This is a genomic window from Arthrobacter sp. K4-10C, assembly GCF_059090085.1.
This window is the reverse complement of the sequence record NZ_JBNHFI010000005.1, coordinates 233,236-252,029: the sequence shown is the minus strand read 5'-3', so window position 1 is coordinate 252,029 and position 18,794 is coordinate 233,236. Positions and strand designations below refer to the sequence as shown.

The window sequence follows — 18,794 nt, the reverse complement described above, 5'->3', positions numbered from 1 at the left end:
GTGGCAGGATGGAAGATATGTTGCGTTGGTTGACTGCCGGTGAATCCCATGGTCCGGCTCTGATGGGAATTATTGAAGGCGTTCCCGCCGGTGTGGAAATCACCAGTGGGCACATCGCAGACTCCTTGGCACGCCGCCGCCTCGGTTACGGGCGCGGTGCACGCATGAAGTTCGAACAGGACGTCGTCACCATCCTGGGCGGCGTCCGCCACGGCGTTACCCAGGGTGGCCCCGTTGCCATTCAGGTGGGCAACACCGAATGGCCCAAATGGGAGCAGATCATGTCCGCGGATCCCGTGGACCCTGGCCTGCTTGCCGACCAGGCCCGCAACGCCCCCCTGACCCGGCCCCGTCCCGGGCATGCCGATTTCACCGGCATGCAGAAGTACGGCTTCGACGAGGCGCGCCCCGTCCTGGAGCGCGCAAGCGCCCGCGAAACCGCCACCCGCGTGGCCATGGGAACGGTGGCGGCGCAGTTCCTCAGGCACCTCGGGATCGAGTTGGTCAGCCACACCGTTTCCGTCGCCAGCGTGACCGTCCCCGAGGGCCGCCCCCTGCCGGCCCCCGCCGACGTGATCGCCCTTGACGCCGATCCGCTGCGTTGCTTCGACCGCGAAACCTCGGACGCGATGGTTGCCGAGGTGGACGCCGCGCACAAGGAAGGCGAAACCCTTGGCGGAGTGGTGGAAGTCCTGGCGTACGGCCTTCCCCCGGGACTGGGCAGCTACGTGCACTGGGACCGGAGGCTCGACTCCCGGCTTGCCGCCGCCCTGATGGGCATCCAGGCCATCAAGGGAGTGGAGGTCGGTGATGGATTCCGCACTGCCGCACGCCGCGGTTCGGCGGCCCATGACGAGATTGTCCGCGATGAGGACGGCCGCATTGTCCGGGCCAGCAACCGCGCCGGCGGCATCGAAGGCGGCATGAGCATTGGCGACGTCCTACGTGTCCGGGCTGCCATGAAGCCCATCGCCACCGTGCCCCGTGCACTGAAGACCATCGACGTCAGCACCGGCGAGCCCGCGAAGGCGCACCATCAGCGCTCCGACGTCTGTGCTGTCCCCGCTGCCGGAGTCGTGGCCGAGGCCATGGTGGCGCTTGTCCTGGCCGAAGCTGTTACCGAAAAGTTCGGCGGCGACTCCGTGGCGGAGACAGCCCGCAACATCAAGGGTTACCTGGACAGCATTCCGGCGTCCCTGGACTCGATCGGCAAGTAGTGCCGCACCGCAGCAGTACAGGTCCTGTATGCGACCGGCCGATCGTCCTGATCGGTCCCATGGCCGTGGGAAAATCCGCCATCGGGCAGCAGTTGGCACAGCAGCTTGACGCCCCGTTCGTCGATACCGATGCCGTCATCGTCGCCGCTCATGGCTCGATCGACGAGATCTTCGCAGGACGCGGCGAACACGCCTTCCGCGAAATCGAAGCCCGGACCGTGGCCGGCGCCGTGGAAGCAGCGGAAGGCACCCCCACCGTGATCTCCCTGGGCGGCGGCGCCGTCCTCGATTCCGGAACCCAGCAGCTGATCAGCCGCTGCACCGTGGTCTACCTCGAGTGTGACGTCGAGACCGTTGCCAGCCGGATCGCACGGAGTTCCGGGCGCCCGCTGCTGGCCGGAGACGCCATGGGCCGCTGGACGGCCATGTTCGCCACCCGCAAGCCGGTATACGAACGGCTCGCAGATATCACTTTGGACGTACGCCACGGCTCGGTCTCCGAGCTCGGCGAACGGCTCGAAGCAGCACTGCGGAATTACGCAGCTGCCAAACAGGAAGTTGAACAGTGAACGCTTCATCAACAGTGATCAAAGTCACCGGAGAATCCGCCGCCAATAATTACGACGTCGTCGTGGGGCGGGGCTTGCTCGGTGAACTTCCGGGGCGGCTGGGTGAGCGTGTCCGGCGTGTCCTGGTCATCCACCCGCGCGCCCTGCGCCTTACCGGCGACACGGTGCGCGATGAGCTGGCCGCTGCCGGGTTCACCGCACTGACAGCCGAGATTCCCGACGCTGAAGAGGGCAAGCACATCCAGGTTGCGGCGTTCTGCTGGCAAGTCCTTGGACAGAACGATTTCACCCGCTCGGACGCCATTGTCGCCGTCGGCGGCGGGGCGGTAACGGACCTGGCCGGCTTCGTGGCAGCAACCTGGCTGCGCGGCGTCAAGGTCATCCACGTGCCCACCAGCCTGCTCGGCATGGTGGACGCCTCTGTGGGCGGAAAGACGGGCATTAACACGGCCGAAGGCAAGAACCTGGTGGGTGCCTTCCACCCGCCGGCGGCGGTCCTGGCCGACCTTGACGCCCTGGATACGCTGCCTAAGAACGAAATCATCTCCGGGATGGCCGAGGTCATCAAATGCGGTTTCATCGCCGACCCCGCAATCCTGGACCTGGTGGAAAAGGATCCGTCGGGTGTGGCAGACCCAAAGTCGGAGACCATCCGGGAACTGATCGAACGGGCCATCACCGTCAAGGCAAAAGTCGTGTCCGAGGACCTGAAAGAGTCCGGGCTGCGGGAGATCCTGAACTACGGGCACACCCTGGGCCACGCCATCGAGCTGGTGGAGCGCTACTCCTGGCGGCACGGTGCAGCCGTCTCCGTGGGAATGATGTTCGCCGCCGAGCTTGCCCGCAGTGTGGGACGCCTCAGTGACGCCGACGCCGACCGGCACCGCACCATCCTCGAGGGGCTGGGATTGCCCGTCACCTACCGGCGCGACCGCTGGCAGGGCCTCCTGGACGGCATGCGCCGGGACAAGAAATCCCGCGGCGACCTGCTGCGCTTCGTTGTGCTAGACGGTGTGGCGAAGCCTGGAATCCTGGATGTGCCGGACACGTCCCTCCTGTTCGCCGCCTACCAGGAGATTGCTTCCTGATGACAGGCGACATCACGCGAACGGCCGACTGGCCGGAAGCCGGCTTCCCCGGTATCCGCATCAACCCGGAGACCCTGCTGCCCGAAATCGTGAACGAGGATGCCTGCCGCGAGGCGTTGGCCGCGTCGACTGATCCGGCAGACCACATCTTTGTGCTGCTGGTCGAGGGCCACGCCTCGGAAGCAGCAGAACTCCTGGCTGAAGCCCGTTTCAAGGACCCGGAGTCCTTCCGGCTGCGGGCCTTCGAAGCCGAGGTGCTGCGGGTCTCCAACCGTCCGGACCGCGCCGTGGAACTCTTCCGCCAGCTCCTGAACGAGGTCCAGGGAACTCCGCGGGAGGCACTGGCCCTGCAGTTCCTGGGCAAGACCCAGTACACCGCCGGCCAAACCTCTGCAGCGGTTGAGTCGTTTGCCCGTGCACTTGACCTGCGGGTTGCAGAATCGGCTGATGCGGCCCTGATCTACTCCTCCACGGTGGCCCTTCAGCGGGCGCGGGACGTCCTGGAACTGGCCTGCTGATCGGGTCCTTCCGGGGCCCGGGGAATCTGCCGGCCGATTGCCGGTAGAATGGTTCTTGAATTTTTTCCGAACCGCGCGATTTTTGACAAACACGCGCCGGCGGGCCGCTTGGCTTGCCCGGCCGGCATAGAACGTCTGACCATCAGCCAGACAGAGAAACCAGAGGAAACCAGTGGCAACCACTAACGACATCAAGAACGGAACGGTCCTGAAGCTTGAGGGCCAGCTCTGGAATGTTATCGAATTCCAGCACGTCAAGCCGGGCAAGGGTGGCGCCTTCGTGCGGACCAAGATGCGCAACGTGATGTCCGGCAAGGTTGTGGACAAGACGTTCAACGCCGGCCTCAAGATTGAGACCGCCACCGTGGACCGCCGCGACTACCAGTACCTGTACCAGGACGGCGCGGATTTCGTGTTCATGGACACCTCCGACTACGACCAGATCACGGTCTCCGGGGCAACGGTTGGCGACGCCACCAACTTCATGCTCGAAAACCAGATGGTCAACATCGCCATCCACGATGGCACCCCGCTGTACATCGAACTGCCGCCGAGCGTCGTGCTGGAAATCACCTACACCGAGCCCGGCCTGCAGGGTGACCGCTCCTCTGCCGGCACCAAGCCGGCCACCCTGGAAACCGGCTACGAGATCCAGGTCCCGCTCTTCATCGAGAACAACACCAAGGTCAAGGTGGACACCCGCGACGGCAGCTACCTCGGCCGGGTCACCGAGTAGTGAGCGCACGCGGTAAAGCCCGCAGCAGGGCACTGGACGTTCTTTTCGAGGCCGAGCAGCGCTCTGTCTCACCCTTTGAAGTCCTTCGGGCGCGCCGGGAAAAAACAGACCAGATCGTCAACCCCTACACCGTGGAAATTGTCGAAGGCGTGCTGTCCCAACAGGCCGCCATCGATGAATTCCTGGAAACCTATTCCCAGGGCTGGAGCCTCGAACGGATGCCGTCCGTGGACCGCGCCATCCTGCGGATCGGCACCTGGGAACTGCTCTACAACGACGACGTCCCGGACGGCGTAGCGGTCAGCGAAGCAGTGGCGCTGGCCAAGACGCTCTCCACAGATGAGTCGCCCCAGTTCATCAACGGGCTCCTGGGCCGGCTGCAGCAGCTGAAGCCTTCGCTGCTCGCCTAGCAGGCAGCCGCCAGCCTGAAACTCCGGAAGGGCCGGCTCCCATTGAACTGGTCCCCGAAAGTTGGACTCGCAATTGCGATGTATCCACTTTAGTGGCCAGTGATCGGCTCTTCACAGAAGTCCCCCGTCCCGTTTGGGACGGGGGACTTCTGTCTTGCCCCTTTTGCGAGACGAGTTTCCGTGCCGGCTGCTTCCAGACGTTGAGTCTCCAGATGAGGAATTCCGCCTGTAGTGGGTGGCACTCCAAGTAAGCAGATACGGCCCGTGAGTAGGGTTGAGCTGTGAAGCCTAATGACCGCCGTCAGCCCTGGACGTTCGCGGCGGTGTCCGTCATGGTCATCGCCATGACCCTCCTTGTCACTGGCCTGTCCCAGATGCCGGCGATCCAGTTGCTGCCCGGCTACGTTGCCGCCTACGTCCTAATCGGTGTCTGCATCTTCGGCCCGGCCGGGAGGATGCCGTCAGTGACCCAGTCCGTAGCGTTCCTGCTGCCCGGCGTCCTGCTCGTAATGCTGGCGTTCCTGGATCTCGGCTTCTGGTGCGGAGGCTGGCTGCTTGGACTCCCGGCCTGGGGACTCTTGCTCAGCCGATGGACACCGGAAAATAAGCTCCCAGTAGTCCGAGTCCTGAAGTTTCTGGCACTGCTGATTCTGGGCTTGGCGATCTTCATGCTCAATGGGTTCAATGGCATTTTCCTCCTTTTCAGTTTCGGCGCGCTGCTCCTGCTTCTGCTGGTTCCGGTTCGCCTGGCCTACCCTGACTTCCGTGCGCATCTCCTGCGAACGAGTGTTGAAGTCCTCCTGTCGGTGGCTGCCGTCGTGTTGGCCTTCCTGTTGCCCAGCCCTGAAGGGTCGTGGACCTCGCCGCTCACGCACGCTGGCGGAGCCGCTGCCGCAGGACTGATAACCGTCTTCTGGGCACGGAACATCCCCCGCCGATCCGCGAGAGTTCGCACTAATGACGGGGTCATGTTGTAGCCGTCAGTATCCCGAAGAGAGATGGGCTAAGGTACCTATGCCGCAAGCATCTGAGCGCGGTACTGCATCGGGCTCAGACCCTTGAGCCTGGTGGAAATTCTTTCGACGTTGTACCAGCGGATGTACTCGTGCAGCGCTGACGCGAGTGCATCGGTGTTGAGGAACCGGACACGGTGGAAGAGCTCTTCCTTCAGGTGTCCGAAGAAGTTCTCCATCACGGCGTTGTCATAGCAGTTGGCTTTACGTGACATCGATTGGACCGCGCCGGCGGCCGCCAAAAGTGTGCGCCAGGAGTTGTGCTGATACTGGAAGCCTTGGTCGGAGTGCACGAGGGGCTTCTGCCCCTTTTCCAGCGTGGCCAAGGCGCCGCGCAACGAGGCATTAGCCAGCTCCAGGTTGGGCGATGTCCCAATCGCGTAGGAGATGATCTGCCGGTCAAAAAGGTCCATGATCGGTGAGAGATAGAGCTTCCGGTCACCGACGCTGAACTCGGTCACATCGGTGACCCACTTCTGGTTCGGGGCATCCGCGTCGAACTGGCGCTTCAGCAGGTTCGGAGCAACGATTCCCTGCTCGCCCTGGTAAGAGTTGTAGCGCTTCCTGCTTCGGACCTTGCAGATCAGCCGCAGGGAACGCATCAGCTTCAGAACCGTCTTCTTAGCGACTGTCCACCCTTGTTTGAGCAGTTCGATGTAGATCCGGCGGTGCCCGTACCGGCCCCGGTTCTTCTTGAAAATCTCTGTAATATCGGCCTTCAGGGACGCTCGTGGATCCGGGCCACTAAGTCGGGACTGGCGGTAAAAGAACGTGGACCGGGCCAACCCTGCCACATCCAGAAGAACCTCTAACCGGTGCTCAGCCTTGAGAGCGATGACAGCGCGAACCTTTAGCGCCGTTCCTCGTCCCTCAAGGCGTTTACTTTTCCCAGAAAGGCAACCTCCGCACGCAGCCTTTCGTTCTCACGCCGCAGCCGCTGCAGCTCAGGTTCTGGCTGCACCGGCGTATCTGGATTCTTCCTTGGGCGGCCTTAAGGTTTCGGGCGGAGGCCTTCCTCGCCCTCAGCCCGGTACTGCATCGCCCACACGGCTATCAGATGTGGCGAGGATAGTTCGAGTTCTTTGGCCAGTGCGACCCTCGTCTCGCCGGAAATATATCGCTGCACGGCGTTGAGCTTGAGCTCGAATGAATACACGCGGTTGCCTGGTTTTGTCGCAAGAGCAGTATCTCCACGAACGCGCCATCTGTCGTGCAACCGGAGGATCGGCTTCCGACCCACCCCGAGCCTGGTTGCTACAGCTCTGGAGCCCCATCCGATCTCAAACAGCGCCACCGCGGCCTCGCGCTGTTCCTCAGACAACGAACTTCTTCCATGCATAAAACTGCTCCCCGAAAGCAGAGCTGATTTCTCAGTCCAACTTTCGGGGAGCAGTTCACATTACCCGTGGGAGCCGGCCCTTCCGCTGCTTAGCCGTCCCGAAGGCCCGACGGGCTCAAGCCGCAACTGCAGCACGCAGGGCCAGGATCTGTTGCAGCTGCTGCCGTTCCTCGGCTTGGTGCAGCTGGACGTCACGTCCGCTGAGGATGCGTTGCCGGGTGTTTGCCAGCCGCGTCGCGGCCCTCAGGAATTCCTTCATCTGCCGTTTCCTGCCATAGCTGCCGGCCCAGTTGAGCACTGTACGGCGGCCGCCCGGTGTGGCCAGCAACTCCACCTCTGCGGGCGTGAACCAGCCCGCTGCGGAGTACTCAAGGAGCCGCTGGCGCGTCAGCCGCTTCTCCGCAATCCGCAGCAGGATGATGCCGGCTACCGCAAGGAAGAAGATCGGCACCTGGACGAAGATGTAGTCCACCAGGAAACTCTGGCCCATGCTGTTCCAGCGGTTGTGCAGGAACATGGCCGGAAGCAGCCCCACAAAGAAAGCGGCAACGGAGGCACCGGCATGCCATCGCCGGGCTGCGAAGCCCATAATGAGCCCCGTGGTGCCGGTGAAGATGGCGTGGGCGAAGGGGGACATGACACCGCGGAGGAAAAAGACCTGCGCAAAGTCGCTCGCGGGGCTTGCCGACTCCGCAATGGCCCGGCCGAAGTAGAGGATGTTCTCGGTGAATGCGAAACCGCCCGCGATGGTGAAAGCGAACACCACACCATCCACCGGCCCGTCAAAATGCCGCCTGGCCAGGAGGAGCAGCAAAAGAAGGCCAAGGGACTTCGCGAATTCCTCCACGATGGGCGCCTGCACCGTGGCCATGTACGTCTGCAGGTCCGGGATGTCGGAGAACTGGTACGTCAGGACGAAGAACGGCTGGATGAGGAGCGTGACAGCGATCGACACCGCGGCTCCCCATGTGAAGGCGAAGAAGAGCAGCCGCTTTGGCTCCGGCTCCCACTTATCGATGACATAGACGGCCAGCAGCACCACCGAGAGCGGAAGCAGCGATGCCAGGAACCCAACCAGGAAGCCGGCCGTGCCGGTATTGGAGAGCAGGAACGGCACCACCAGGAAGAGGCTGAGGAACGCCAAGGTGCTCCCGGCAACCGTCAGGCCCAGCAGGCCCGCGGTGGTGCGTGCCGCATGCAGTGCCTTTCCCTGGGCCTGTGGCGGCAGCACTGCCTCCACCGTCCCGCCCTGGTGCCCGGGTGCCGGCCGGTAATTCTCCGGCTGCACGTGGCCCATCCAGCTGGGATTGGCTTGGCGGGGGAGCGGCGCGGCCGGCCGGGAGTAAGGATCCTCCGGCTGTCCGGACGATGGCTGGCGGGGATACATCGACATAACCGAAAGCCTAGGTGGGGCATGCCGCCGGACCAAGGACACCGCACCGGCGGCGGTACAGCTGTGACCATAAACGCGTTCCCCGGCACCAGCGCGCTGAATCCCGTGTGGTAATTTTGGAACCGCACATGATCCTTTTTTAATTCCGTCCTGTGAGGCGGGGAAAGGGGAGACGAGCGTTGACTTTTGTCACCAGCGCACCGGTTCCAGCCAGGACAGTCCTGAACTCGGCGGACATTGACCGGGCCCTTACTCGTATCGCCCATGAGATCCTCGAGGCTAACAAGGGATCCCAGGACCTCGTCCTGCTCGGCATCCCGCGCCGCGGCTACCCGCTCGCGGTCCGGCTCGCCGAAAAAATCGCTGCCACGGACAGCACCGTTGACGCAGCCGCCATCGTTGGCCAGCTCGACGTCACCATGTTCCGCGACGACCTCTCGCACCAGGGAACGCGGCCGCCCTATCCCACCAAGCTCCCGCGCACCGGCATCGACAACAAGGTTGTGGTGCTCATCGACGACGTCCTCTACTCCGGCCGCACCATCCGCGCCGCGCTGGACGCCCTCATCGACCTGGGGCGTCCCCGCATAGTCCGGCTGGCTGTGCTGATCGACCGCGGCCACCGTGAACTCCCTATCCGCGCCGACCACGTGGGCAAGAACCTTCCCACCTCCTCCTCGGAAAAAGTCCGGGTCCGGCTGGAAGAAACGGATACGGCCCCCGGCGGCACCCCCACCAATGAAGTAGTGATCGAAGGCGGCTCGTGAAGCACCTCCTCTCCACCCAGGACCTCAGCCGTTCAAACGCCATCAGCATCCTGGACACCGCCGAGGAAATGGCGGCCGTGGGTGACCGTGAAGTCAAGAAGCTGCCCGCACTGCGGGGCCGCACGGTGGTGAACCTCTTCTTTGAGGACTCCACCCGAACACGCATCTCCTTCGAAGCCGCAGCAAAGCGCCTCTCCGCAGATGTCATCAACTTCGCAGCCAAGGGATCATCTGTGTCCAAGGGCGAGTCCCTGAAGGACACCGCCCAGACGCTGTCCGCGATGGGTGCCGACGCCGTCGTCATCCGCCACTGGGCCTCCGGCGCCCCCCACAGGCTCGCCGCTACGGACTGGATCGACGCCGCCGTTATCAACGCTGGCGACGGCACCCACGAGCACCCCACCCAGGCGCTGCTGGACGCGTTCACCATGCGCCGGCACTGGGCGCGGCTGTCCGGAACCGGCTCCGAAGGCGCCGACCTGAAAGGGATGCGCGTGGCCATTGCCGGCGACGTCCTGCACTCCCGGGTGGCCCGCTCCAACGTGTGGCTCCTGCGCACGCTCGGCGCGGACGTCACGTTGGTGGCGCCGCCCACGCTGCTGCCCATCGGCGTCGAAAAATGGCCCTGCAAAGTCAGCTACAACCTGGACGACACGCTGGCGCAGGGCGCGGACGCCGTCATGATGCTCCGCGTCCAGGGGGAACGGATGAACGCCTCCTTCTTCCCCAGCACCCGCGAATACTCCCGGCGCTGGGGGTTCGACGACAACCGCCTGCGGGCGCTCGACCGGCTGGGCATGAAGGACACCATCATCATGCACCCCGGCCCCATGAACCGCGGCCTGGAGATTTCCGCAGCCGCCGCCGACTCGCCCCGGTCCACCGTCCTGGCCCAGGTCCGCAACGGTGTATCCGTGCGGATGGCCGCCCTGTACCTGCTGCTCTCCGGGGACACCCGTGAACCAGCCGCCCAACCGGTCCTGGCCTCAGCCGGAACCGCCCGTTCCACCAAGGAGAGCAACTGATGGCAGGCAACACCGGAACCTATCTGATCCGCGGCGCCTCGATCCTGGGCGGCGAACCGGCGGACCTGCTCATCCGGGACGGCGCCATCGCCGAAAAGGGAACCGGTCTTTCGGCTGAGGGTGCAACGGTCATCGACGCCTCCGGCCTGGTTGCCCTCCCCGGCATGGTGGACGTACACACTCACCTCCGCGAGCCCGGCCGCGAGGACGCCGAGACCGTGGAGACGGGGACCCGCGCCGCGGCGCTGGGCGGCTACACCGCCGTGCACGCCATGGCCAACAGCACCCCCGTGGCTGATACCGCCGGCGTGGTGGAGCAGGTCTATTCGCTGGGCAGGTCCGCCGGATGGGTGGATGTGCGGCCCGTCGGTGCCGTTACCGTCGGCCTCGCAGGGGAACAGCTCGCGGAGCTCGGCGCCATGGCCGACTCCCGTGCCAGGGTCCGGATGTTCTCCGACGACGGCATCTGCGTCCACGACCCCGTGCTGATGCGCCGCGCACTGGAATACGTCAAGGCGTTCGATGGCGTGGTGGCCCAGCACGCGCAGGAGCCCCGCCTCACCGCCGGCGCCCAGATGAATGAAGGCGAGGTCTCGGCGGTCCTGGGACTCACCGGATGGCCCGCCGTCGCCGAGGAAAGCATCATCGCCCGCGACGTCCTGCTGGCCCAGCACGTCGGCTCCCGCCTGCACGTCTGCCATGTGTCCACGGCAGGATCGGTGGAAATCATCCGCTGGGCCAAGGAACGCGGAATCAACGTCACCGCCGAGGTCACGCCGCACCACCTGCTGCTCACCGACGACCTGGTCCGCAGCTATGATCCGGTCTTCAAGGTCAACCCGCCGCTGCGCACGGACGCCGACGTCCAGGCATTGCGCGCAGGGCTGGCAGACGGCACCATCGACGTTGTGGGTACCGACCACGCGCCGCATCCCAGTGAACACAAGGAATGCGAATGGGCGCAGGCGGCCATGGGCATGACCGGGCTGGAAACCGCCCTGTCCGTGGTGCAGCACACCATGATCGAGACCGGCCTGATGACCTGGGCAGACTTCGCCCGCGTCACCTCCACCACGGCGGCACGGATCGGCCGCCTTGAAGGCCAGGGCCGGCCGCTGGAAGCAGGGGAGCCCGCCAACGTCATCCTGGTGGATCCGGCGGCACGCTGGACCGTGGACCCGTACCGGATGGCCACCATGGGACGGAACTCGCCATTCAAGGGCCGCGAGCTGCCGGGCAAAGTTGTGGCCACGTTCTTCAAGGGGCACCCCACCGTCCTGGACGGCGAACTCAACACCCCGTTCCCGTATGCAGCCGCTCCGGCAGGCGCCGCCTGATGGACAAAATCCTCCCCGGACTGGCGATGCTGGCGATTATCGCCGTCGTCTTTGTCCTCCTCGCCATTGGCTGGCGAAGCCGCCTGAAGCGCCAGTCCGACGTCGAACAGTTGCCTCCGGTGCCCGCGGCACCCGGCGATCCGCTTGCCGCGGCCGAGGGCCAGTACGTTGCCACTACCACCGGCGGGGACTGGCTGGACCGGATCGCCGTGCACGGCCTGGGCATCCGCACCAACGCAACCCTCGAGGTATACCCCCACGGAGTACTCTTTGAACGCTCCGGCGCCCCGGCGCTCTACATCCCCGCCGCCGCCCTTGGCGGCGTCCGGCAGGACAGTGGGATGGCCGGGAAGTTCGTGGAGAAGGAGGGACTGCTGGTGCTGACCTGGATGCACGGCTCCCATGAGCTGGACACCGGCTTCCGCACCCGCCGTGCCGCGGACAAGGACACGCTCTACGCAGCACTCCAGGAATTGATCTCCTCAACCCCGGCAGCAGGTGCCAACAGTGGAAAGTAAGACAGTGACGGACACTCGCGCAGCAAACACAACAGCAGCGACAGACACAGCAGTGAAAGCGAATACAGTGACAGCAACTATCTCCGCTCCGGCAGCCCTCGTCCTCGAAGACGGCCGCATTTTCCGCGGGACCAGCTACGGCGCCACCGGAACAGCGCTGGGCGAAGCCGTTTTTGCCACCGGCATGACCGGGTACCAGGAAACCATCACGGACCCTTCCTACGCCCGCCAGCTGGTGGTCCAGACCGCTCCGCACATCGGCAACACCGGCGTGAACGGCGAGGACGCCGAGTCCCGCCGCATCTGGGTGGCCGGCTACATCGTCCGGGACGCCGCACGCCGGCCGTCCAACTGGCGGTCCGAGCGCTCCCTGGACGAGGAACTGGTGGAGCAGGGGATCGTAGGGATTCAGGGCGTGGACACACGCGCCATCACCCGCCACCTGCGCGAGCACAAGACCATGCGCGCCGGCATCTTCTCCGGCGAGGCCGCCCAGGCAACGGACAAGGAGCTTCTTGACGCCGTCCTCGCCAGCGCCCCCATGGAAGGTGCGCGGCTGGCCGAAGAAGTCAGCGTTGACGAGGCCTACGTGGTGGACCCCAAGGACCACGGATGGGACGGCGAGCCCCGCTTCAGCATCGCCGCGATCGACCTGGGGATCAAGGCCATGACACCCGTCCGGTTCGCCGAACGCGGCGTCCGCGTCCACGTCCTGCCAGCCACCGCCACCCTGGAGGACGTCAAGGCCGTGAACCCGGACGGCTTCTTCATGTCCAACGGCCCCGGTGACCCCGCCACCGCCGAAACGCAGGTCAAGCTGCTCCGCTCCGTCCTGGACGAGAAGCTGCCCTACTTCGGCATCTGCTTCGGGAACCAGATCCTGGGCCGCGCCCTCGGCTTCGGCACGTACAAGCTCCGCTACGGCCACCGCGGCATCAACCAGCCGGTCATGGACCGCCGCACGGGCAAGGTGGAGATCACCTCCCAGAACCACGGCTTTGCCGTGGACGCCCCGCTCGACGGCGCCACCCAGGCACCCGAGGAACGCTACGGTCGCGTCGAGGTCAGCCACGTCAGCCTCAACGACGACGTCGTCGAGGGCCTCGCCTGCCTGGACATCCCTGCCTTCTCCGTGCAGTACCACCCCGAAGCAGCAGCCGGCCCCCACGACGCCGCCTACCTCTTCGACCGCTTTATCGAACTGATGGAGGGAAACCGGGACGGGCGGACCGCCAACCTGTCGAAGGAACCCGTGGACTCACAGCATCCTGCCAGCGCAGAACACAAAAACGACAACAAGACTGAGGACAAGAAGTAATGCCGAAACGTACAGATCTCAAGAGCGTCCTCGTCATTGGTTCCGGCCCGATCGTCATCGGCCAGGCCGCCGAGTTCGACTACTCCGGCACCCAGGCGCTGCGCGTGCTCAAAGAGGAAGGCCTGCGGGTCATCCTGGTCAACTCCAACCCGGCAACCATCATGACCGACCCCGAGTTCGCCGACGCCACCTACATCGAACCCATCACCCCCGAGGTGGTGGAGAAGATCATCGCCAAGGAACGCCCGGACGCCGTGCTGCCCACCCTGGGCGGGCAGACCGCGCTGAACACCGCCATCGCGCTGGACAAGAACGGCGTGCTCGAGAAGTACAACGTGGAACTCATCGGGGCCAACATTGCCGCCATCGAGCTCGGCGAGGACCGCGAGAAGTTCAAGGGCGTCGTGGAGCGCTGCGGTGCCGAGTCGGCCCGCAGCCACATCATCCACACCATGGACGAAGCCTTCACGGCTGCCGAAGAGCTGGGCTACCCCATGGTGGTCCGCCCCTCCTTCACCATGGGCGGCCTCGGCTCCGGCCTGGCTTACGACGAGGAGGACCTGCGCCGCATCGTCGGCCAAGGCCTGCAGTACAGCCCCACCAGCGAGGTCCTGCTCGAAGAGAGCATCCTCGGCTGGAAGGAATACGAGCTCGAGATGATGCGGGACAAGAACGACAACGTCGTCGTTGTCTGCTCCATCGAGAACTTCGACCCCGTCGGTGTCCACACCGGCGACTCGATCACCGTTGCCCCCGCGCTGACCCTGACGGACCGCGAGTACCAGAAGCTGCGCGACGTCGCCATCGCCGTCATCCGTGAAGTGGGCGTGGACACCGGCGGCTGCAACATCCAGTTCGCCATCGACCCCGCCACGGGCCGGGTGGTGGTCATCGAGATGAATCCCCGGGTTTCCCGCTCGTCCGCCCTGGCATCCAAGGCCACCGGCTTCGCCATCGCCAAGATCGCCACCAAGCTCTCGCTCGGCTACACCCTGGATGAGATCCCCAACGACATCACCCAGAAGACCCCCGCCTCCTTCGAACCCACCCTGGACTACGTCGTGGTCAAGGTGCCCCGGTTTGCTTTCGAGAAGTTCCCGGCGGCGGACGATACGCTGACCACCACCATGAAGTCGGTGGGTGAAGCAATGGCCATGGGCCGCAACTTCACCGAAGCCCTGCAGAAGGCCCTGCGCTCCCTGGAACAGAAGGGCTCGCAGTTGGACTTCAGCAGCGTCCCCGAATGGGAAGTGGCGGAGCTCATCGAAAAGGCCAAGCGCCCCACCACCGAGCGCCTCCACCAGGTACAGCGCGCCCTGCTGGGCGGCGCCACCGTGGAGCAGCTCTTCGAAGCAACGAAGATCGACCCGTGGTTCCTCGACCAGCTCCAGCTGCTGAACGAAATTTCCCGCGAGATCCGCCAGGCCGGCGCCCTCACCAAGGAGATGCTCCAGCGCGCCAAGCGCCACGGTTTCTCGGACGCACAGATCGGCGCGCTCACCCACAACTCCGAGGCCGTGGTCCGCGGGGTCCGCCAGGCCCTCGGTATCCGACCGGTCTATAAGACCGTGGACACCTGTGCCGCCGAGTTCGCCGCTTACACGCCGTACCACTACTCGGCCTATGACGAGGAGGACGAGGTTGCGCTGCACTCCAAGCCATCTATCCTCATCCTGGGCTCCGGCCCCAACCGCATCGGCCAGGGCATCGAATTCGACTACTCCTGCGTCCATGCCTCCATGGCATTGCGCAGGGCCGGCTATGAAACCGTCATGGTCAACTGCAACCCGGAAACCGTCTCCACCGACTACGACATCTCCACCCGCCTGTACTTCGAGCCGCTGACCCTCGAGGACGTCCTGGAGGTCATCGCGGCCGAGGAACGCACCGGCGGCGTGATGGGCGTGTTCGTCCAACTCGGCGGCCAGACACCGTTGAAGCTTGCCCAGCAGCTCGCCGACGCCGGCGTTCCGATCCTCGGCACCTCACCGGAGGCCATCGACCTGGCTGAGCACCGGGGAGCGTTCGCGCGGGTCCTGGACAAGGCCGGACTGGTCTCTCCGAAGAACGGCACCGCCGTATCCTTCGAGGACGCGAAGAAGATCGCCGACGAGATCGGCTACCCCGTGCTGGTCCGCCCGTCCTACGTCCTGGGCGGCCGCGGCATGGAAATCGTCTACGACGAGGCCAACCTCTCCCGCTACATCGCCAACGCAACCGAGATCACCCAGGACCACCCGGTCCTGATCGACCGCTTCCTCGAGGACGCCGTCGAGATCGACGTCGACGCACTCTTCGACGGCACCGACATGTACCTCGGCGGCATCATGGAGCACATCGAGGAAGCCGGCATCCACTCCGGGGACTCCGCCTGCGTCCTGCCTCCCATCACTCTGGGCAGCAACGTCATCGAGCGGGTGCGCACCGCTACCCGGGCCATCGCCGAAGGTGTGGGCGTGCGCGGCCTGATCAACATCCAGTTCGCGCTGGCCTCGGACGTCCTGTACGTCCTCGAAGCCAACCCGCGTGCTTCCCGGACGGTTCCGTTCGTGTCCAAGGCAACGGGCGTCCAAATGGCCAAGGCCGCTGCCCTGATCGGCACCGGCGTGACCATCAACCAGCTCCGCAGCGCCTATAAGATGCTGCCCGAAACCGGTGACGGATCCACGCTGCCCCTGGACGCGCCGGTGGCCGTCAAGGAAGCCGTCCTGCCCTTCAGCCGGTTCCGCACGCTCGAAGGCAAGGTTGTGGACTCCCTCCTCGGCCCGGAAATGCGTTCCACCGGCGAGGTCATGGGCATCGACAAGCACTTCGACACTGCGTTCGCCAAGAGCCAGGCCGGCGCCAACAACGCCCTGCCCACCGAGGGCAAGGTCTTCGTTTCGGTGGCCAACCGGGACAAGCGCTCGGTCATCATGGGCGTCAAGCGGCTCTCGGACCTCGGTTTCGAGATCGTGTCCACGGGTGGCACCGCCGATGTCCTGCGCCGCAACGGGATCCAGGCCACCCCGGTCCGCAAGGTCGCAGAAGGCAGCAGCGCCGAAGGCGAAGGCACCATCGCCGACCTGGTGGTGGCCGGCGAGATCGACATGGTCTTCAACACCCCGTCCGGCGGCGAAGCCCGCAGCGACGGCTACGAGCTCCGCGCCGCCGCAACATCCATCGGTATTCCCTGCATCACCACGGTGGCCGAGTTCAACGCCGCGGTCCAGGCCATCGAGGCCATGCGGACCTATGAATGGTCTGTCACCAGCCTGCAGGAGCACGCAGCAGCATTGGGTGAATCCCAGAAGGCGGCCGCACGGAAGGCGGCCCTGCAGCATGCCTGAGCAGGTATCCGTCGCCGGCCGGGACCCCTTCGGTTCCCGGCTCGGCGCCGCCATGGCCGCCCGCGGCCCCCTGTGCGTCGGCATCGACCCCCACCCGGCGCTGCTGAAGGGCTGGGGACTGGACGACGACGCCGCCGGGCTGAGGCGCTTTTCGCTCACCGTCCTGGAGGCGGTGGCTCCGCTTGCTGCCGCGGTCAAGCCGCAGGTGGCACTTTACGAGCGGCACGGTTCGGCGGGTATGGCCGTGCTGGAGGAGCTTCTTGCAGCGGCGCGGGACGAGTCCGTGCTGACGATCGCCGACGCAAAACGCGGCGACATCGGGTCCACTATGGCCGCTTACGCCGACGCCTGGCTCCGGGACGGATCCCCGCTGGCGGCAGACGCAGTGACTCTCAGCCCGTACCTTGGTTTCGAGTCCCTCCGCCCGGCACTGGACCTCGCGGCGGAGACCGGACGCGGGGTCTTCGTCCTCGCCCTGACTTCCAACCCGGAGGGCCCTTCGGTCCAGCACGTCGGGGGCGCGGAGTCGGTGGCGCGCAGGATCGCGGAGGCGACGGCCGCGGAGAACAGCCGCTACCCCGGTGCGCTTGGCTCCGTGGGCCTTGTTGTCGGGGCAACCGTGGGCAGCGCCCTCGCTGACTTGGGCATCGACCTGCAGGCGGTGCGGGGCCCCATCCTTGCCCCCGGCCTGGGCGCCCAAGGTGCCACACCGGCCGGTCTCCGTGCCACATTCGGGGCGGCGTACCCGCAGGTGCTGGGGACTTCCAGCCGGGACATCCTGTCAGCGGGACCCGGGCTGGGAGGACTCCGTGACGCCGCCCTCCGGACACTGGACGGGCTGCGCGCCGAATAACGTTCCGTTTGCGGTGATGCATTGATTCGGGCCGCACCTAAGGGTAGTTTCAGGGACAGGTTCAAGGGCGCCCGCCCTTGGACGAATCCGCCGAATCCGGGGGTGTCCGAGATGGTGCTGCGACCTTTGACCGCATCGGAACGGGCTGACGCCCTGAACAAGGCCGCGGCCGCCAGGGCCACCCGGGCGGCCGCCAAGGAGAGCCTGAAGAACGGAAAACGGTCTGCAGCGGACATCATCAACTCCGCGATGGAGGACGACGCGCTGGCCCGGATGCGGGTGTCCGAGCTCCTCGAGGCGCTGCCAGGGATCGGCAAGGTCCGGGCGGCGGCCATCATGGAGCAGCTGGGCATCGCCACATCCCGCCGGGTCCGCGGACTGGGCGTCCACCAGCGCCGGGCGCTGGTAGATTTTATAGACGAGCATTAGGGCGGGTACACACCCTCCCCTCCCCGAACTCCGGCAAAGGAATACGTGAGCAAGAAACCTGGACTGACAGTCCTCGCTGGTCCGACGGCTGTTGGCAAAGGCACCGTGTCCACCTACATCCGCGACAACTACCCCGAGGTCTGGCTTTCCGTGTCGGCCACCACCAGGGCACCACGGCCTGGCGAAGTGGACGGCGTCCACTACTTCTTCAAGTCAAAGGACGAGTTCGAGCAGCTGATTGCAGACGGTGAACTGCTCGAATGGGCAGTGGTGCACGGCCAGAACACCTACGGGACGCTGAAGAGCACCGTGAACAAGGCCATCGCGGAAGGCCGTTCGGTGCTCCTGGAAATCGACCTGCAGGGTGCACGCCAGGTCAAGGCAGCCGTACCGGACGCCCAGTTCGTCTTCCTGGCCCCGCCCACCTGGGACGAAATGGTCCGCCGGCTGGTGGGCCGCGGCACGGAAACGCCCGAGGAACAGCAGCGGCGCCTGGAAACCGCTAAACTGGAACTTGCTGCTGAACCGGAGTTCGACTACACCGTCATCAATGACGACGTCCGCCGGGCAGCGGACGAGCTTGTTTCACTCATGGGGCTGACCCCGCATCCACACCTGCCGGAACCGTCAGCCCGCTAGAAATTTGGAGAATTCGTGTCCACGAACCTTGAAGGCATCATCAACCCGCCGATCGACTCGCTGCTTGAGGCTGCCGATTCCAAGTACGGCCTGGTGATCTTCGGTGCCAAGCGTGCTCGTCAGATCAACGCTTACTACGCCCAGCTGCATGAGGGCCTCTTCGAGTACGTCGGCCCGCTGGTTGACACCAAGCTGAACGAAAAGTCGCTCTCGATCGCCCTGCGCGAGATCAACGAAGGCAAGCTGGTTTCCACGCCGATCGAAGCCGCAGAGTAACCTGCCGCTGAACTGACTTG

The 18,794-nt window shown here is 65.2% G+C and carries 19 protein-coding genes and 1 pseudogene; 17 read left to right on the top strand and 3 right to left on the bottom strand.

The genetic code is table 11. The annotated features are described in order from the left end of the window. Nucleotides 1-17: 17 nt before the first annotated feature. The 7 genes from aroC to AC5RUU_RS08890 all read left to right on the top strand — a co-directional run bounded on the left by aroC (nt 18) and on the right by AC5RUU_RS08890 (nt 5,515). The gene (gene aroC, locus AC5RUU_RS08920) at nt 18-1,217 is read left to right on the top strand and encodes a chorismate synthase (RefSeq protein ID WP_493974840.1); all 1,200 of its coding nucleotides are present in this window, start codon (nt 18-20) and stop codon (nt 1,215-1,217) included. Next, on the top strand, nt 1,217-1,786 hold the full coding sequence (locus AC5RUU_RS08915) for a shikimate kinase (RefSeq protein ID WP_493974839.1): 570 nt from the start codon (nt 1,217-1,219) through the stop codon (nt 1,784-1,786). Before aroC ends, AC5RUU_RS08915 begins: the two co-directional genes overlap by 1 nt. Beyond that, nucleotides 1,783-2,874 carry a 3-dehydroquinate synthase gene (aroB, locus tag AC5RUU_RS08910; protein WP_493974838.1) on the top strand — a complete coding sequence of 364 codons (1,092 nt, stop codon included), beginning with the start codon at nt 1,783-1,785 and terminating at the stop codon, nt 2,872-2,874. The genes AC5RUU_RS08915 and aroB overlap by 4 nt, the downstream gene beginning before the upstream one ends. Then, nucleotides 2,874-3,392, top strand: a complete 519-nt coding sequence (locus AC5RUU_RS08905; RefSeq protein WP_493974837.1) for a tetratricopeptide repeat protein — start codon at nt 2,874-2,876, stop codon at nt 3,390-3,392. Before aroB ends, AC5RUU_RS08905 begins: the two co-directional genes overlap by 1 nt. Before the next feature lie 172 nt (nt 3,393-3,564). After that, nucleotides 3,565-4,128, top strand: a complete 564-nt coding sequence (gene efp / locus AC5RUU_RS08900) for an elongation factor P (RefSeq protein ID WP_043454411.1) — start codon at nt 3,565-3,567, stop codon at nt 4,126-4,128. Further along, on the top strand, nt 4,128-4,538 hold the full coding sequence (gene nusB, locus AC5RUU_RS08895) for a transcription antitermination factor NusB (RefSeq protein ID WP_493974836.1): 411 nt from the start codon (nt 4,128-4,130) through the stop codon (nt 4,536-4,538). The genes efp and nusB overlap by 1 nt, the downstream gene beginning before the upstream one ends. A 281-nt stretch (nt 4,539-4,819) precedes the next feature. Continuing rightward, nucleotides 4,820-5,515 carry a hypothetical protein gene (locus AC5RUU_RS08890; protein WP_493974835.1) on the top strand — a complete coding sequence of 232 codons (696 nt, stop codon included), beginning with the start codon at nt 4,820-4,822 and terminating at the stop codon, nt 5,513-5,515. A gap of 35 nt (nt 5,516-5,550) precedes the next feature. Here AC5RUU_RS08890 and AC5RUU_RS08885 read toward each other — a convergent pair. From AC5RUU_RS08885 to AC5RUU_RS08875, 3 genes and pseudogenes are all read right to left on the bottom strand, one after another. Continuing rightward, nucleotides 5,551-6,411: pseudogene (locus AC5RUU_RS08885) on the bottom strand (IS3 family transposase); the annotation flags it as partial. 131 nt (nt 6,412-6,542) lie between these two features. Further along, nucleotides 6,543-6,872: a helix-turn-helix domain-containing protein gene (locus AC5RUU_RS08880; protein WP_493974834.1), complete on the bottom strand. Its 330-nt coding sequence runs from the start codon at nt 6,870-6,872 to the stop codon at nt 6,543-6,545. 133 nt (nt 6,873-7,005) lie between these two features. Beyond that, a complete protein-coding gene (locus AC5RUU_RS08875; RefSeq protein ID WP_493974833.1) occupies nt 7,006-8,283 on the bottom strand; it encodes a PrsW family intramembrane metalloprotease in 1,278 nt (425 codons plus the stop codon). Nucleotides 8,284-8,462: 179 nt separating this feature from the next. On the opposite strand from AC5RUU_RS08875, the gene pyrR reads away from it, so the two are divergent. The 10 genes from pyrR (at nt 8,463) to rpoZ (ending at nt 18,774) form a co-directional block, all read left to right on the top strand. Further along, nucleotides 8,463-9,050, top strand: coding sequence for a bifunctional pyr operon transcriptional regulator/uracil phosphoribosyltransferase PyrR (pyrR, locus tag AC5RUU_RS08870; RefSeq protein ID WP_493974832.1), 588 nt, complete (start codon nt 8,463-8,465; stop codon nt 9,048-9,050). Further along, nucleotides 9,047-10,075: an aspartate carbamoyltransferase catalytic subunit gene (locus AC5RUU_RS08865; protein WP_493974831.1), complete on the top strand. Its 1,029-nt coding sequence runs from the start codon at nt 9,047-9,049 to the stop codon at nt 10,073-10,075. The genes pyrR and AC5RUU_RS08865 overlap by 4 nt, the downstream gene beginning before the upstream one ends. Next, nucleotides 10,075-11,412, top strand: a complete 1,338-nt coding sequence (locus tag AC5RUU_RS08860; protein ID WP_493974830.1) for a dihydroorotase — start codon at nt 10,075-10,077, stop codon at nt 11,410-11,412. The genes AC5RUU_RS08865 and AC5RUU_RS08860 overlap by 1 nt, the downstream gene beginning before the upstream one ends. Next, nucleotides 11,412-11,930, top strand: a complete 519-nt coding sequence (locus AC5RUU_RS08855) for a PH-like domain-containing protein (RefSeq protein WP_493974829.1) — start codon at nt 11,412-11,414, stop codon at nt 11,928-11,930. Before AC5RUU_RS08860 ends, AC5RUU_RS08855 begins: the two co-directional genes overlap by 1 nt. Next, nucleotides 11,911-13,248 (top strand): glutamine-hydrolyzing carbamoyl-phosphate synthase small subunit, encoded by a 1,338-nt coding sequence (carA, locus tag AC5RUU_RS08850; RefSeq protein ID WP_493974828.1) that lies wholly within the window; start codon nt 11,911-11,913, stop codon nt 13,246-13,248. The genes AC5RUU_RS08855 and carA overlap by 20 nt, the downstream gene beginning before the upstream one ends. Beyond that, complete coding sequence (gene carB / locus AC5RUU_RS08845; RefSeq protein WP_493974827.1) at nt 13,248-16,577, top strand: carbamoyl-phosphate synthase large subunit; 3,330 nt, start codon at nt 13,248-13,250, stop codon at nt 16,575-16,577. Before carA ends, carB begins: the two co-directional genes overlap by 1 nt. Beyond that, entirely contained in the window at nt 16,570-17,430 is an 861-nt protein-coding gene (gene pyrF / locus AC5RUU_RS08840; RefSeq protein WP_493974826.1) for an orotidine-5'-phosphate decarboxylase, read from the top strand. The genes carB and pyrF overlap by 8 nt, the downstream gene beginning before the upstream one ends. 111 nt (nt 17,431-17,541) lie before the next feature. Then, nucleotides 17,542-17,859, top strand: coding sequence for an integration host factor, actinobacterial type (gene mihF, locus AC5RUU_RS08835; RefSeq protein ID WP_200859145.1), 318 nt, complete (start codon nt 17,542-17,544; stop codon nt 17,857-17,859). Nucleotides 17,860-17,904: 45 nt separating this feature from the next. Beyond that, the gene (gene gmk / locus AC5RUU_RS08830) at nt 17,905-18,498 is read left to right on the top strand and encodes a guanylate kinase (RefSeq protein ID WP_493974825.1); all 594 of its coding nucleotides are present in this window, start codon (nt 17,905-17,907) and stop codon (nt 18,496-18,498) included. Between the two features lie 15 nt (nt 18,499-18,513). Further along, a complete protein-coding gene (gene rpoZ / locus AC5RUU_RS08825) occupies nt 18,514-18,774 on the top strand; it encodes a DNA-directed RNA polymerase subunit omega (protein ID WP_003800778.1) in 261 nt (86 codons plus the stop codon). The last annotated feature ends 20 nt before the right edge of the window (nt 18,775-18,794 follow it).

Excerpts from the sequence above, each read along its gene's own strand:
- AC5RUU_RS08875 (WP_493974833.1), bottom strand. The coding sequence starts at position 8,283 with ATGTCGATGTATCCCCGCCAGCCATCGTCCGGACAGCCGGAGGATCCT.
- mihF (WP_200859145.1), top strand. The coding sequence starts at position 17,542 with ATGGTGCTGCGACCTTTGACCGCATCGGAACGGGCTGACGCCCTGAAC.
- aroC (WP_493974840.1), top strand. The coding sequence starts at position 18 with ATGTTGCGTTGGTTGACTGCCGGTGAATCCCATGGTCCGGCTCTGATG.
- AC5RUU_RS08905 (WP_493974837.1), top strand. The coding sequence starts at position 2,874 with ATGACAGGCGACATCACGCGAACGGCCGACTGGCCGGAAGCCGGCTTC.
- AC5RUU_RS08860 (WP_493974830.1), top strand. The coding sequence starts at position 10,075 with ATGGCAGGCAACACCGGAACCTATCTGATCCGCGGCGCCTCGATCCTG.
- AC5RUU_RS08855 (WP_493974829.1), top strand. The coding sequence starts at position 11,412 with ATGGACAAAATCCTCCCCGGACTGGCGATGCTGGCGATTATCGCCGTC.
- pyrF (WP_493974826.1), top strand. The coding sequence starts at position 16,570 with ATGCCTGAGCAGGTATCCGTCGCCGGCCGGGACCCCTTCGGTTCCCGG.
- carB (WP_493974827.1), top strand. The coding sequence starts at position 13,248 with ATGCCGAAACGTACAGATCTCAAGAGCGTCCTCGTCATTGGTTCCGGC.